General features: G+C 59.2%; 12 protein-coding genes. 4 read left to right on the plus strand and 8 right to left on the minus strand.

The window, feature by feature from the left end; genetic code table 11:
• Positions 1 to 148: 148 nt before the first annotated feature.
• The 3 genes from ACESMB_RS00760 to ACESMB_RS00770 form a co-directional block, all read right to left on the minus strand.
• Complete coding sequence (locus tag ACESMB_RS00760; RefSeq protein WP_372970717.1) at positions 149 to 457, minus strand: SCO family protein; 309 nt, start codon at positions 455 to 457, stop codon at positions 149 to 151.
• A gap of 18 nt (positions 458 to 475) precedes the next feature.
• The gene (locus tag ACESMB_RS00765; protein WP_372970718.1) at positions 476 to 721 is read right to left on the minus strand and encodes an SCO family protein; all 246 of its coding nucleotides are present in this window, start codon (positions 719 to 721) and stop codon (positions 476 to 478) included.
• A 64-nt stretch (positions 722 to 785) separates the two neighbouring features.
• The gene (locus ACESMB_RS00770) at positions 786 to 2,588 is read right to left on the minus strand and encodes an ABC transporter ATP-binding protein (RefSeq protein WP_372970749.1); all 1,803 of its coding nucleotides are present in this window, start codon (positions 2,586 to 2,588) and stop codon (positions 786 to 788) included.
• 229 nt (positions 2,589 to 2,817) lie between these two features.
• Between ACESMB_RS00770 and ACESMB_RS00775 the strand changes: the two genes are divergently transcribed.
• The gene (locus ACESMB_RS00775; protein ID WP_372970719.1) at positions 2,818 to 4,272 is read left to right on the plus strand and encodes a hypothetical protein; all 1,455 of its coding nucleotides are present in this window, start codon (positions 2,818 to 2,820) and stop codon (positions 4,270 to 4,272) included.
• Here ACESMB_RS00775 and ACESMB_RS00780 read toward each other — a convergent pair.
• The gene (locus ACESMB_RS00780) at positions 4,252 to 5,700 is read right to left on the minus strand and encodes a rhomboid family intramembrane serine protease (protein ID WP_372970720.1); all 1,449 of its coding nucleotides are present in this window, start codon (positions 5,698 to 5,700) and stop codon (positions 4,252 to 4,254) included. The genes ACESMB_RS00775 and ACESMB_RS00780 overlap by 21 nt on opposite strands.
• Before the next feature lie 334 nt (positions 5,701 to 6,034).
• Here ACESMB_RS00780 and ACESMB_RS00785 point away from each other — a divergent pair, with 334 nt between their 5' ends.
• The gene (locus ACESMB_RS00785; protein ID WP_372927020.1) at positions 6,035 to 6,481 is read left to right on the plus strand and encodes an OmpA family protein; all 447 of its coding nucleotides are present in this window, start codon (positions 6,035 to 6,037) and stop codon (positions 6,479 to 6,481) included.
• 3 nt (positions 6,482 to 6,484) lie between these two features.
• Here ACESMB_RS00785 and ACESMB_RS00790 read toward each other — a convergent pair whose 3' ends face one another.
• From ACESMB_RS00790 to ACESMB_RS00805, 4 genes are all read right to left on the minus strand, one after another.
• Positions 6,485 to 6,886, minus strand: coding sequence for an MAPEG family protein (locus ACESMB_RS00790; RefSeq protein ID WP_372927035.1), 402 nt, complete (start codon positions 6,884 to 6,886; stop codon positions 6,485 to 6,487).
• A gap of 2 nt (positions 6,887 to 6,888) precedes the next feature.
• Positions 6,889 to 7,131, minus strand: coding sequence for a GlsB/YeaQ/YmgE family stress response membrane protein (locus ACESMB_RS00795; protein WP_372927021.1), 243 nt, complete (start codon positions 7,129 to 7,131; stop codon positions 6,889 to 6,891).
• A 123-nt stretch (positions 7,132 to 7,254) separates the two neighbouring features.
• Positions 7,255 to 7,824 carry a class GN sortase gene (locus ACESMB_RS00800; protein WP_372927022.1) on the minus strand — a complete coding sequence of 190 codons (570 nt, stop codon included), beginning with the start codon at positions 7,822 to 7,824 and terminating at the stop codon, positions 7,255 to 7,257.
• The gene (locus tag ACESMB_RS00805; protein WP_372970721.1) at positions 7,821 to 9,890 is read right to left on the minus strand and encodes a marine proteobacterial sortase target protein; all 2,070 of its coding nucleotides are present in this window, start codon (positions 9,888 to 9,890) and stop codon (positions 7,821 to 7,823) included. The genes ACESMB_RS00800 and ACESMB_RS00805 overlap by 4 nt, the downstream gene beginning before the upstream one ends.
• A gap of 291 nt (positions 9,891 to 10,181) precedes the next feature.
• Here ACESMB_RS00805 and pdsR point away from each other — a divergent pair, with 291 nt between their 5' ends.
• On the plus strand, positions 10,182 to 10,883 hold the full coding sequence (pdsR, locus tag ACESMB_RS00810) for a proteobacterial dedicated sortase system response regulator (protein WP_372927024.1): 702 nt from the start codon (positions 10,182 to 10,184) through the stop codon (positions 10,881 to 10,883).
• Between the two features lie 3 nt (positions 10,884 to 10,886).
• Complete coding sequence (locus ACESMB_RS00815; RefSeq protein ID WP_372927025.1) at positions 10,887 to 12,896, plus strand: ATP-binding protein; 2,010 nt, start codon at positions 10,887 to 10,889, stop codon at positions 12,894 to 12,896.
• The last annotated feature ends 70 nt before the right edge of the window (positions 12,897 to 12,966 follow it).

Below are 12,966 nucleotides of genomic sequence, written 5' to 3' on the forward strand. Positions count from 1 at the left end.
GCCTGAGTGCCGTAGCCCCAGGGCACCAGCAGTGCCACCACCGGCACGTGAGCCAGAAGAATGATCACCATCAGCTTGTCCGTCTCAAGCACCTGCTGACGGGCAAAATCATCGCTACGCATGGATTGGGTTGCAGTCATACGGTTCCTCACAGTACGGCCAGTAGCCGCTCAATATCGGCCTGCACGCGATCAAGATCCAGATCGGGGGAGGCATACAGAAGGTGTCGACGGTTATCCGGCGAGACAGCGTAAATCCGTGCGCTGTGATCGTAATCGTAAGCTTCGGCGGTTCCGGTTTTTGCCGCGTAGTCGGAAAATCCGAGCGCCAGATTCTGAGCTACCAACTCGTTCTCTGGTCGCACGGCCCGGAATTTCGACCCCATGGCGGTCATGGTCTGGTCCAGCTCTTTCTGGCTATCCCTGCCCGGGTCGAGAGTGACAAACACAAACTTCACAGGCTGATGGGCCAGACGCTAATGCAGGTCCTGAAGGTTAACAAGCTGCACCGGGCAGACGGTCCCGCAATGCCGATAGCCGAAAAACACCAGCCGAAGTTTCTCCGCCCCCGGCTGGTATCCCGGCAAAGACGGCACCGGAAGATCCGTTCGCATACCGTAAAAGGTAGTGTCTTTGGTGATATGAGCCAGCAGAGGCAACGACCCAGAGATGCCGATGGCCAGCGATAGCATGACTGCAGCTGTAACTGTCTTTCTGTTCATGGACGACCTCGACACTTGTGCTACATAGTTGTCGGCCACAGAACCGGAAACTTGAGCACTGATGTCAGGCTTGTCTTTCGCCATAAAGCTGGGCGTAGAGGCCGTCTTTGGCGATCAGGTCGTCATGGTGACCCTCTTCGATAATCCGCCCGTCTTCGAACACACACGCCCGATCTGCCTGCTTAACGGCGCTTAGCCGGTGGGCGATAATCAGTGTGGTCCGTTTACTCAGGAACGACTCAAGGTCCCGGTGCAGTTGGAATTCGGTTTCCGCATCCAGGGCCGAAGTTGCTTCGTCCAGAATCACCACGGAGGGGTCTGAGAGCACCATCCTTGCGATGGCCAGTCTCTGGCGCTGGCCACCGGACAGACGAACACCCTGGCGACCAATCACGGTATCCAGCAGGTGCGGCATTTCTGCAACGATCTTGTCCAGCTGAGCAATACGCAAAGCTTCCCAGAGCTGGGCGTCTGGCTTATCCCGGCCCAGGGTAAGATTCTGTCGGACGGTATCGTTGAACAATGCCGGATGCTGAAGCACAGTCGCCACATGCTCCCGAAGGCAGGGGAACCCGATGCGCTGTACCGGGACACCGTCGATCAGTATCTCACCCTTTTGCGGGGTGTAGATACCAAGAATAACCTGGACGAGGGTGGATTTGCCGCCGCCACTGGCGCCCACCAGAGCAACCTTCTCCCCTGGTGCCAGATCCAGGTTGATGCCCCTGAGCACCTGCTCGTCACCGTAACTGAAATGGATGTTCTGCAAAGACAGCCCCACTGTGTGTTTGTCCCGGAACGGATTCTCCAGCGCGGGATAACGGGGCTCTTCCTCCAGTTCCAGCAAACGGTTGATACGCCCCAGGGCGGCATTGGCAGCGAACCAGGCGTACTGCATGTTGAGCATTTCCTGCACCGGCGTCAGCATGAACCACAGGTAGCCGAAAATGGCGAACATCATGCCGATACTCAGGTCACTGAACAGCACCGTCACCATTGCGGCCGCGCGAAAGGTATCCACACCGAACTGGAACAGGGCAAAGCTGGCACGGGTGGCGGCATCGCTGCGCCATTCGAACTGGATAGCGTGGTTCCGGACGGTTCGGGCCCGACCGATCAGTTGGCGCAGGTAATGCTGTTCCCGGTTGGCAGCGCGCAGCTGGTGGATGGCGTCCAGGGTTTCAGTCAGGTCGCCCTGGAAATCCTCATAAGCACTGTTTTCCTGGCGTTTCAGTTCCTTGACCCGTTTGCCGATCAGCATGGTTGCGAAGATCACCAGCGGGTTGAACATCAGGATCAGCAATCCCAGCTGCCAGTGCACCCACATCAACACCAGGGCAGTTCCGGTAACGGTCAGGCTCGCCACCAGGAAACGGCTGATGGTGGTACCGAGGAACTGGTCAATGGTATCCAGGTCGGTAATGAAGTGGCTGGTGATACCACCGGAGCCGCGGGTTTCATACTCCGACATGGCCACCCGTTGCAGCCGGCCCAGCAGGCGCGAGCGGATGCGGAATACCACATCCTTGGAGATTTTGGAAAATTCCCGGGACTGCAGCACATTGAAGGTCAGCGCAAGCACCCGTAGCAGGAAAGCCGCCAGCACCATCAGGCCGATATACACCACCGGCGTATGCCAGGCCTGGGGCAATAAGGCCTGCATAACAGGAAGCACAGGGCCGGACTCGTCCAGCAGGACTTCATCTACCAGCACTGGCAGCAACAGCGGAATGGGCACACTGACCACCGTGGCAAGGATGGCCAGCAGGTTGGCCCTGACCAGCCTCGGCTTGTGCCTGAGGGCAAGAGCCAGAATACTGCGCCAGCTGTACCGGTTATCGTTGCGGCCCGTCGTATCGTCATCCACCGCGTTCAGTTCTGCTACCTTTTCCAAAAGTCCCCCACCAGATAGTGTGTATCCATACTGATACGCAGTATTGTCAGTGACAGTCTACCGGAGCCTGCAGACGGATTCGCCAGATCAGCTGCAACATCCTGATGAATACCGGTATTTGCAACACAGCCGGCTGGTGACAAGGCTGGCCATCTGCCATCATTGCCCCTTGATCTTCCGAGCCACCAGAACCGGGCCGACTGTGAAACACGACTGCCATTACCACCCCGGCGAACCCGCAAAATGGCACTGCGGTGACTGCCAGATACATTACTGCACCCGCTGCATGCCGGATGCCGATACCCGAAAGCAACACGCGCTGTGCCCCCACTGCAGTCGCGCCATGCGCTATCTTGGCGCGGCCACCGAGGTAGTGCCCTTCTGGAACCGGATTGGCGCCTTCTTCCGTTATCCGTTCCATACTGACCCGCTGATGGTCATCGCCATCTGTACACTGGTGCCGCTAATAGTCAGTGGCAACCTGATCGGGCTGATCATTACCCTGGTGCTGGCACTGGCGCTGTTGAAATATACCTACGCGGTAATCAGTCACACCGCGGAGGGGCACATGAAGCCGCCACCTGTAGCGGTCGCCTTCAGCGGCAGTGGCTTCGACATCGTGATTTTGCAGCTACTGGTGTTTGCACTGATGGGTGGCATGGTGGCGGCCGCAGCCATGGTGGGCGGGCCGCTGCTGATGTTCCTGGCGCTGGCGTTCGTGATTCTCGCCCTGCCGGCCAGCATTATGGTACTGGCGATGGAGCACTCGGTGATTGCGGCCGTCAATCCCATGAACCTTGCCGTGCTGATTTCGCGGATTGGTGCTCCGTATTTCCTGCTCTACGGTTATCTGGTCCTGCTCACACTGGCGTCCGGCGCAGCACAGGATTTCGCACTCACCCACTTCACGCCCGGTGTGGCCCGCACGCTGGCCGGCTTCCTCAACAGCACCTTTACCCTGATGCTGTTTCATATGCTGGGTTATCTGCTGTTCCAGTATCAGGAAGAACTCGGGTTCGCCAGTGACCTGCAGGATGACGAACCGGCCGGAGAGATGCAGAACCGGGACCGGACCAGACGATTTGATGCTGACATTGACATGAACCTGAAGGATGGCAACTACGATCGCGTGCAGTCCATGCTGAAAGAGGCCCTGAAGCAGGAACCCCATAACACGCTGCGGCTGGGGCAATTGCACCGGTTGCTGACCGCCCGCAACGATGTTAAGGAACTGTACCGCTATCATCCCCGGCTGCTGAACATGCTGGCAGACAGGACCGATGGTGATGGCATTGCGGAACTGCTGAACGTTATCGAAACAATTGAACCGGGATTCCGGCTGGAAGAACCCGAACTGTCCGTGCGCTGTGCCCGCTGCCTGTATCAGCGCGGACACTATAAACCTGCGCTGAAACTTCTGCAGGATTTCCACAAGCGCTTTCCGGATAGTGATGAGCTGGTGCCGGCCTATCTTGTGGTGGCCCAGGCTCTCGCCAACGGCCTCGGCCAGTGGGAAAAGGCCTCTGCGTTCCTGAACTTCATCAAGAAGCGGTGTCTGAAACACCCGCTGCACGAACAGATCGACGTTTATCTGAAGCAGGTAGAAAATCGTGAGCCGGTGAAAGGCCCAAAGGCCTCATTCGCGGTTCAGGAGTAGGCGGTAGTGGCGGGCCTTCGGGGTCATCTGGCGCTTTTCGAACTCGTCTACCAGCAATCGGCAGGCCTCCGCTGTCAGTAGCTCATCACCGGTGCTTTTGAGCCTTTCGAAGGCCTTTTCTGCGGCCTTGAGGTCGTGTTGTTTCAGGCTGGTAAACAAAACCCGATTATGGTCTTCGGCGCCCAGAGGCTGATGACTTTCGCCTTTACCCAGGTATTCCTGCCATATTTCAATCATCTGTTCCGGCTGCCGGCGGCTGAGGGACTCGTTCATCAGTTCCCGTGCCCGCTCCCGGTATTCCGGCAGGTCCGGGCGCAGTTTTGCCAGATGGTACAGATGCTCCAGCAGCACGGTGCGGTCAGGGTAGTGCTCCCTTAGCGCCTCGAACTGACGCCGGGCCAGGTCAAACTCCATTCGCCCCAGGCTGGCCATGGCCTGGGCGTATCCGGTGGTGAAGCGCTCGTCCTGCACCTCTTCTTGCGGCTCGAAGAACTCTTCTTTCACCTGAAGCCAGCTCTTGCCCAGCAACCACACCATACCAGCGCCTGCCACCAGCCCTCCGGCGTGGGCCATGTAGGCGATGCCGGTGGCGCCGGCGAACCAGTAATCGTAGATTTCCTTGCCCAGCCACACCGGCAGAATCGCCAGGGCCGGCGCCCGGAAATAATTGAAGTACACGCCCACGAAGTAGAAAAAGCGGATTCTCTGAAGCCCGTAAATGGCCACGTACATACCCATCAGCCCGGAGATTGAGCCGGAAGCACCCACCAGGGGGATATGGCTGCCCATGGAGAATGCAGTAAACACCACGCCGGAAATTGCGCCGCATAGCAGGTAAGCCAGCAGGAAGCGGCCAGGGCCAAGGGCCTTTTCAACGGTAAAGCCCAGCAGGAACAGGAACACCAGGTTACCTATGATATGCCCCCAGCCGCCGTGGAGAAACTGATAGCTAATCAGCGTGTAGAGAGAGAACTCTGCCGGCACCAGACCCAACTGGTTGGCACTGAGACGATCCATCAACCGGCCCTGGATGTCGCCCCGCTGCTCCATCCAGCGCCGTCTTTCTGCCGGTGCCAGCAAAACATCCCGGTTTTCCAGCATGTACTGGTAGAATTCGCGGTCGGAGAGCAGGCTGTAGGCCACCCAAAGGTCACCGCCTTCCTGGCGCAACTGCTGGAAATTCTGCAATTCGTAAACCCGATCCTCATCTCCTTCAAAGCGAATCTGGCGCTGCAGATAATCTTCGTATACCGGTGCCTCAAGGGATTGCAGATCCGAACCCAGGTACTCCTCAATCGCCTGCTCGGTCAAGCGGCTGTCGCCGCCCTGGTAAAAAGTGAACACCAGCATACAGGCCAGCATCAGCCCCAGGGTCACCCATGGCGGACGTTTCCAGTTGACGGAGTTTTCTGCGGGGATAATCAGCATGGGTGGTCACAATTCATCATAATTTGTCCCGGAAGATGTGCTTTTTACCACAGCATGGCCAGTTTTTCGCGCTGTAATGGATACTGAAGCGATTTACCCCACCACGAACAAAACAAACTGTGCGTGGCGCCTCAATACAGGCTACTCTGCGCTTGTCACACGAAAGTCACACAAATGACATTCAATCAGGGCAGCCGCAAATGGGGCGAATCGCAGAATGCTCGGAAGGAGCATTGCACAGGGGTTTCGACCAATCGCCAATTGCCGTTGTCCCGGCCACAGCCAATAGTTGCCGGGACAACAAAAAAACGGACGTGCACACAAGGAAACTGCCATGACTGTACTTATACTGGACAATCCGGAACTACTTGCCAGATCAGCTATCGAATCCGGCCTTGCGATGCCGGCCCTGGCTTCCGACGGCGCTCCCCGCAAACCGCACCGCCTGCGATTCCATTACGGATTCGACAAACACCGGCTGGATGACCGGGACGAGGTGATCCTGCGACAGCATGCCGATTATTTACGGCACAACCCGGGTGCAATGGTGCGCATCCATGGCCATGCCGATAATTTCGGCGTCGGTGAATACAATCATTTCCTGTCCCGCCTCCGGGCCAGCAGTGCTGCCAAGTTACTGATTCGGGAGGGCGTCAGGGAAAGCCAGATCCTGGTCACTGGCTGGGGCAGTGAGCGCCCGCTGGCGCGGCCTGAAGATCATGCCGCCAATCGCAGGCTCGAGCTGGAATACCTCACCATGGAAATGGCACAGGCTCTGTAAAGTTCAGCCGTAGACCTGGAACACGTTCCAGAGCAGCAGAACGGCAATGGCAAGGATGCCTGCCCAGGTCAAAAGAATGCCTATCATGCGGGCGATGTGCGGGCCTCCCCGGCCGTTGATCATGCCAAAGGCATGGAGCACCCGGCCCACCACGAAAGCCATACCTGTCCAGTACACCAGCCCACTGTGGACTCCGTTCAATTCGGCAATCGCCAGCATGATCAGGCCCAGGGGTGCATATTCCACCAGGTTTGCCTGGGCGCGCACCGCTGCCTCGAAGTCCCGGTCGTCGGTTACACCCAGGCTCTTCTTGTACTTCAGGCGGAAGCGGGAAACAATGCCCGACAACACCAGCAATAACAGTCCGAGAACAGCTGCGAAAACAGCGGAAACTGGTACGATCATCATTAACCCTTCTTGATAGCGCTGACTACCGCCAGCAGCAACACTGCACCCACGGTAGCGGTAACCAGTTCACCCACGGCGCCCTGAGCGGCAAGCCCCAGCAACCGGAACACAAAGCCGCCAAGAACAGAGCCGACGATACCGATACCGATATTCGCCAGCACGCCAAAGCCACGGCCTTTCATGATCAGGCCCGCCAGCCAGCCGGCCACACCACCAATAATCAGGAACAGAATAAGATTCATTGCATGCATCTCCGTGCGACGGAACAGTCCCCGAAAGACTGCCCTGTTTTACCTGCCGCTTCAAGCACTTCCGTTAATGGGAAGCAATCGCCGCAATATCGCTACCGGTTGCCGGCAGCTGAACTAGCCCGGAGTATCGTTGGTCTCACCCGCCGCCTCCACCACAAAGCGTAGCGGACCATCATTCTCCAGGCCATTGAAGGGATAACAGGTAACCAGTAACAGGGAATCCGGCGGCAACTGCGCGGTATTGATCTGCTCGTGGCGGCTATCAACGATCCGTATACGGTCGACCCGGAAGGCACGCCAGTCTCCGTCCCGGCTCTGTAACCGAACCCGGCTGCCGTTTTCCAGGTGCTGTAGGCCACGGAAGTGGGTGTCTCTGTGACCAGCAATCACCATGGGACCTGAGCTGTCATCGTTGCCAAGCACCTGCCCCGGCCCGAAGGCCAGGCTTTCGCCGTGGGCGCCGTCCAGCACAATCAGTGACTGGCCGGTTTCGGGCATTGTCAGCCGTGCTACCGGCCAGGTATCTGCCCAGGGCCAGGGGCGGGTCTCCTGCTGTCGCGCCTGGCTTTCGGCCCAGGCAAGCTCAAGCAGTTCCTGGGCTGCAATGGCCTTGAGGGGAATCCACAGCCCGGCTGCGAGAACGGTTGCAAATGTTGTTACCAGAAGCAGTATTAGCCGGTTCATGCGAACACACTCCTCTGAAGCAGGGTAATGGCGGCCGAAAACATCAGCCCGACCAGGCCGATGGCGATCAATAGCGGAGACAGTGTGGCGGTCTGGGGATAACGCAACATCGCGCCCTGACTTCCGGCTGGTAGCAGGGTGGGAATACTGTCGGTGGCCAGGGCTTCATCTGCCGGCCTGGAAGGTGTTTTCTCCTGTGCCACGAAACTGGTGTATTTGGTCATCAGCTGGTGCTTCAGCCCCAGATCGGTTACCTCCCCGCGCGTATCGTCGTCAATCCGGCCAGTGAGCCCGCTGTCCATCAGACCGCTGATCTTCTGTTTCGCCCAGTGTCGATGCAATCCCTTGCCCGGGGCAGCCTGATCCAGACGCAGTGACTGCTGCCACTGCTCGCCATCCGCCAGGCGCCCGGAAACTTCCAGCTCGCCTTCGCCCGGGAGCCCTCGCACCACCTGCACCATCGGCTCGCCACGGAACAGGTCACCAATCCTGCCCGGAAAGGCTTCGGTTGCGGCAGTCTGGCCGGGCCAACTGACCGAGATATCCGTCAACACCGGCGACTCCATCTTGGCTAACAGTTCTTCCAGCGGCCTTTCCACCTCTGAAAGATCGCTGATGGCGGTATAGGTGCCACGGCCAAAACGCGCGGCTTCCCTCATGAAATGCATATTGGGTGCCGAGCCGATACCCACGGTAAACAGGCGGCTGCGACCCAGCTGGCTGCGGATCTTCCCGAACAGGGCCGCTTCGTTACCCACGGAACCATCGGTAATGAACACTACCTGACGGACTCTTGCAGATTCTACCCTGTCGCTGTAGCTGTCCTTCAGTGCCGCATCCAGCGCAGGAGCCATCTCAGTACCGCCATTGGCATTCAGCCCCTGCACGTAGCGGCGGGCCCGGGCAATGTTGTTGGCACTGGCCGGTACCGGTTCCATATACAGGGTGTGAGTCTGGCTGTTGAACTGGATCACGTTGAACCGGTCATCCGGCCCCAGGGTCTCCAGTCCACGTAACAGGGCCTGCCTGGCCTGGCGGATGGACTCGCCGGCCATGGAACCGGAAGTATCGATTACAAACAGCAGCTCTCGCGGCATTCGCTGATCATGGTTCACCCCCGGCACCATCAGTGCCAGCAGGTAATCCTCGCCCTGCCACCGCTCGTGGAAAACCGCTGCTGAAGGCTCCATGCCCTTCGCTGACGCCCAGCGCACAACAAGGTCCCGCTCCATCAGCACCTCACCGGACTCCGGGGCCACTTCAACGCCATTGCCGTTCCAGGTGCTGTTGATACGGTGGCTGGGGCTGGACACGCTGCTGACCGGCAGGCCGGCGTTGATCTCCAGGGCTATCGTTGCCCGATGGCTGTCTGGCGCCACATCCCCCGGCAACACAGTAAACGGGCTGATCTGGTCGGCATCGGGAACTTCGGTGGTGGGGCTGGCCCAGCCTCCGGTCCACTGGACCGGCCGGTTGTCTGCCACCTGGCCGGGCATATACCGCGGCGTCAGAGTGGTGGGAAGGCGCAGCTCGAACGCGCCGGACTGGTAGCGCACTGCCTGCTGATAGTTCAACTCCACGGTAATGGTTTCACCGGGCGGGATGTTCGCCATGCGGGTGGTGAACAGGTTGGGCCGTTGCTGGTCCACACGGGCCACCTTGCGGCCTTCCTCCTTCGCCCTGGTGTACTGGCGCTTCGCTTCCTGCTTCTCATGAATGTCGCCCACAACCACCCGCTCACCGGCAGTCATGGTCATGCCGTACACACTGGCGTTTTCCGGCAACGGAAACACGAACACGCCCTCGCGCCATTGCTGGCTGGTGTTGCGAAAGCTCTGGCGCAGCCGGGTGTCCGCAATCAGGCCGCTGACGGTGACCCTGTAATCGGTATCGAGCAGCGTCGCCGGACCTCGCCGTTGGCCATCGTCGTCCATGAAATAGAACTCACCAGTACCCTCGCGACCGGTTTCGGAGGCCTCGGCGTACAACGGCTGTACGAACAGGAACAGCAGAACCGCAAACCACAGCGAAATTCCCTCCAGGCAGCGCCGGACACGCGGAGACACTCCACCTCTGGCTGACCTCGCATTCAGGCGCCCGGGCCTGATGATTGTTGGTGACGATGGCACTACATGGGTAAGCAGCATCATTCCGCTTCCTTGTCTCAATGGGGTGAACAAACGCCTGCTGGCAGCTGGTGTCTATTTCAGCCCGGGGAAACGGCGATTCGGTGTCACAATCTGGCGATCCGGTATCGAAAAAATGATGAATTATGGCAAAGCGCCCGCTTTACCTTGTTCTGGCCTCTGGCCATGGTTAAATAGGAACCCGGATAAACAGGGAATTGGCTGCAGGTTATGAAGCGACACATCGTGCTGATTGAGGACGAACCCGCGATCCGGGAAAACTACCGCGATGCTTTTGAGCGCAGGGGCTACCGGGTGTCCGCCTACGGTGACCGCACCAGCGCCTTCCAGGTTCTGCGCACGGCCCTGCCGGACCTGGCCATTATCGATGTGGGCCTCGGGGACGAACCCGAGGGCGGATTTAGCCTGTGCCATGACCTGCGCAGCCTGTCGAAAACCCTGCCAATCATTTTCCTGACTGCCCGGGACAGCGACATTGATTCCGTTCACGGCCTGCGGCTGGGGGCCGACGACTATGTCACCAAGGACATGAGCATGGACCACCTGCTGGCTCGTGTCACCGCCCTGCTGCGGCGGGCAGACGCATGGGCCGAGGCGCTGAAGCAGCCGGATGAAGTTGTGCACCGGGGCCGGCTGGCACTCAATGTGGACCGCATGACCGCGGAATGGAACGGACAGCCCATCGACCTCACGGTCACTGAATTCTGGATGCTGCACTCTCTGGTTCAGCATCCGGGCCACGTACGCAGCCGTGACCAGTTGATGGAGGCCGCCAGCACAGTACTGGATGACAACACGGTGACCTCCCACATCAAGCGTATGCGCCGCAAGTTTTTGCAGATTGACGACAACTTCGACGGCATTCATACCGCCTATGGCATGGGTTACCGCTGGAATGCCCGTGAGGCCTGAGTTTTGACCCTCAAACGCCAACTCTTCATTGCCAGCCTGCTGATGCTGCTGATTCCCTGGGCAGGCTTACAGTTCGTGCTGGAACTCGACCAGGCACTGAGGGACCAGGCAGCGCGGCAACTGCAGAGCCAGGCTGAACGCATTGCCGGCTTTGCGGCGGAGCAACTGGAGGACAGCCCGGCTATTAAGCCCGGAACGCCGGTAATATACGCCGACCTGCTGTCCCGACCCCCCAATCTGGACGGCTATGGTGACGACTGGCCGGGGTACGATGAGGAAGAATCCCGCCAGCAGTGGCAAAGCACCCGGAAGATCGGCGACGGTAGCGGGGCGGAAGTGTCCTGGCAGGCCGCCGTGAACCGGAATCATCTTTACCTTCTTATCCGGGTCAGTGGCCGTACCGCTGAGTTTTTCAACCCCGGCGACCCCGACCAGCCCCACGACCAGATCCAGCTTCATTTAATCGACGGCAACCAGGCCAGCCGGCGCCTGATCCGCACCCAGGCCCCGGGCTCGATCAATGCCATTGAACCGGGGCGCGATGGCTCCACTGATTACCGCATCAGCGGCTACTGGCAGGCTGTCAGCAACGGCTATCAGGCTGAACTCAGAATCCCGCGCCCGGCGCCCTCGACCCGGTTGGGCTTCCAGGTAACCTGGCCCGGAGCAGATGCGGTTTCCACCGGTAAGGCTGATGTTGTGGCAGGCAATGCGTCGGCGGAACTGGTAACCCGGCTGCCATCGCTGGAGAACAGACTCGAGGCCATGATCGCCCCGGGCCAGGGGGCCTGGATTCTGGAACCTGATGGCTGGGTGATTGCACGCCAGGAAAGAAACTCCGAGGCCGACGACCCGGAGTTTGACAGCCTGAGCCCGTTCCAGATTATCGAGCGCATCAGCCTGAACGGTCTGCGGGCACTGGTGCGCTTCTACCAGCCCGAGCCGGTACCCATGGATGATCAGTCACACCGTATGGAAGCCGGGGAACTGCCGGCCCGGGGTCTGGTCCGTCACCTGGATGGCGACACTCACATGCTAGTGAAACAGCCACTGGATGATGGTCGGGTGCTGGTTCTGGAAGAATCCCTGGATCAGTTGCTGGCCCTGTCTGGCAGTACCCTTGGCTCAGTGATTGCACGCAGTGTGCTGTTGATCATTGGCCTGATGCTGGTCCTGCTGGGGTACGCCAGCTGGCTGTCCTGGCGGATAACCCGCCTGCAGCGGGCAGTCAGTGCCACCATTGATGACGATGGCCGGGTTCTGGGCACGCTTCCACCCGCTAAGGCGAAAGATGAACTGGGCGACCTGTCACGGCAATTCAGTCATATGGTGGAACGCCTGCAGGGTTATACCGATTACCTGGAAAGCTTTTCCCGACGACTGTCCCACGAACTGAAAACGCCCGTGGCCGTGGTGCGCTCCTCGCTGGAAAACCTGAGCCACACCACAGACCCGGCCGACCAGGCCAGCTACATCGAACGTGCCCGTGGCGCCACTGACCGCCTTCGCCAGATTCTGCAGGGCATGAGCGAAGCGGCCCGGCTGGAACAAAGTCTGGACCACGCCGAGAAAGAAACCTTTGACCTGGCTGAAGTGGCTGCCCAGACCACCCTCGCCTATCAGGAGCTGGACCCGGAGCACCGCATCCGGTATTCCGGCCCTGATAATGGTTGTCCCTGCCATGGCTCGCCCGAATTACTGGTGCAGTTGCTGGACAAACTGGTGGACAATGCCCGGGACTTCACGCCCTCCGGGGGCCGGATTGAAGTCCGCCTGCATCCGGCCCAGGGGCGGCTTGAACTGAGCGTTTTCAATGAAGGCTCGGCGTTGCCGGATAACCTCACCAGTGATATTTTCAGTCCCTTTGTGTCTGTGAGAACTGGCAAACAGGAAGGCCATCTTGGTCAGGGGCTGCTGATCGTCAGGCTGATTGCCGAGCACCATGGCGGCGAGGTGATGGCAACCAATGAATCGAACGGCGTCCGCTTCAGGGTGATGTTGCTGGCAGCGTGATAACCCTACAGGAGTCGTAAGCCGCAAGTCGTCTTTCGGAATGCCGGGCAAACCTCTAGCCTGATCTCGT

This window comes from Marinobacter sp. (assembly GCF_041686475.1).
Taxonomy (GTDB): Bacteria; Pseudomonadota; Gammaproteobacteria; order Pseudomonadales; family Oleiphilaceae; genus Marinobacter.

Bases quoted from the DNA above. Each gene is read 5' to 3' on its own strand.
- ACESMB_RS00765 (WP_372970718.1), bottom strand. From the start codon at position 721: ATGAACAGAAAGACAGTTACAGCTGCAGTCATGCTATCGCTGGCCATC.
- ACESMB_RS00780 (WP_372970720.1), bottom strand. From the start codon at position 5,700: ATGCTGATTATCCCCGCAGAAAACTCCGTCAACTGGAAACGTCCGCCA.
- ACESMB_RS00785 (WP_372927020.1), top strand. From the start codon at position 6,035: ATGACTGTACTTATACTGGACAATCCGGAACTACTTGCCAGATCAGCT.
- ACESMB_RS00790 (WP_372927035.1), bottom strand. From the start codon at position 6,886: ATGATCGTACCAGTTTCCGCTGTTTTCGCAGCTGTTCTCGGACTGTTA.
- ACESMB_RS00795 (WP_372927021.1), bottom strand. From the start codon at position 7,131: ATGAATCTTATTCTGTTCCTGATTATTGGTGGTGTGGCCGGCTGGCTG.
- ACESMB_RS00800 (WP_372927022.1), bottom strand. From the start codon at position 7,824: ATGAACCGGCTAATACTGCTTCTGGTAACAACATTTGCAACCGTTCTC.
- pdsR (WP_372927024.1), top strand. From the start codon at position 10,182: ATGAAGCGACACATCGTGCTGATTGAGGACGAACCCGCGATCCGGGAA.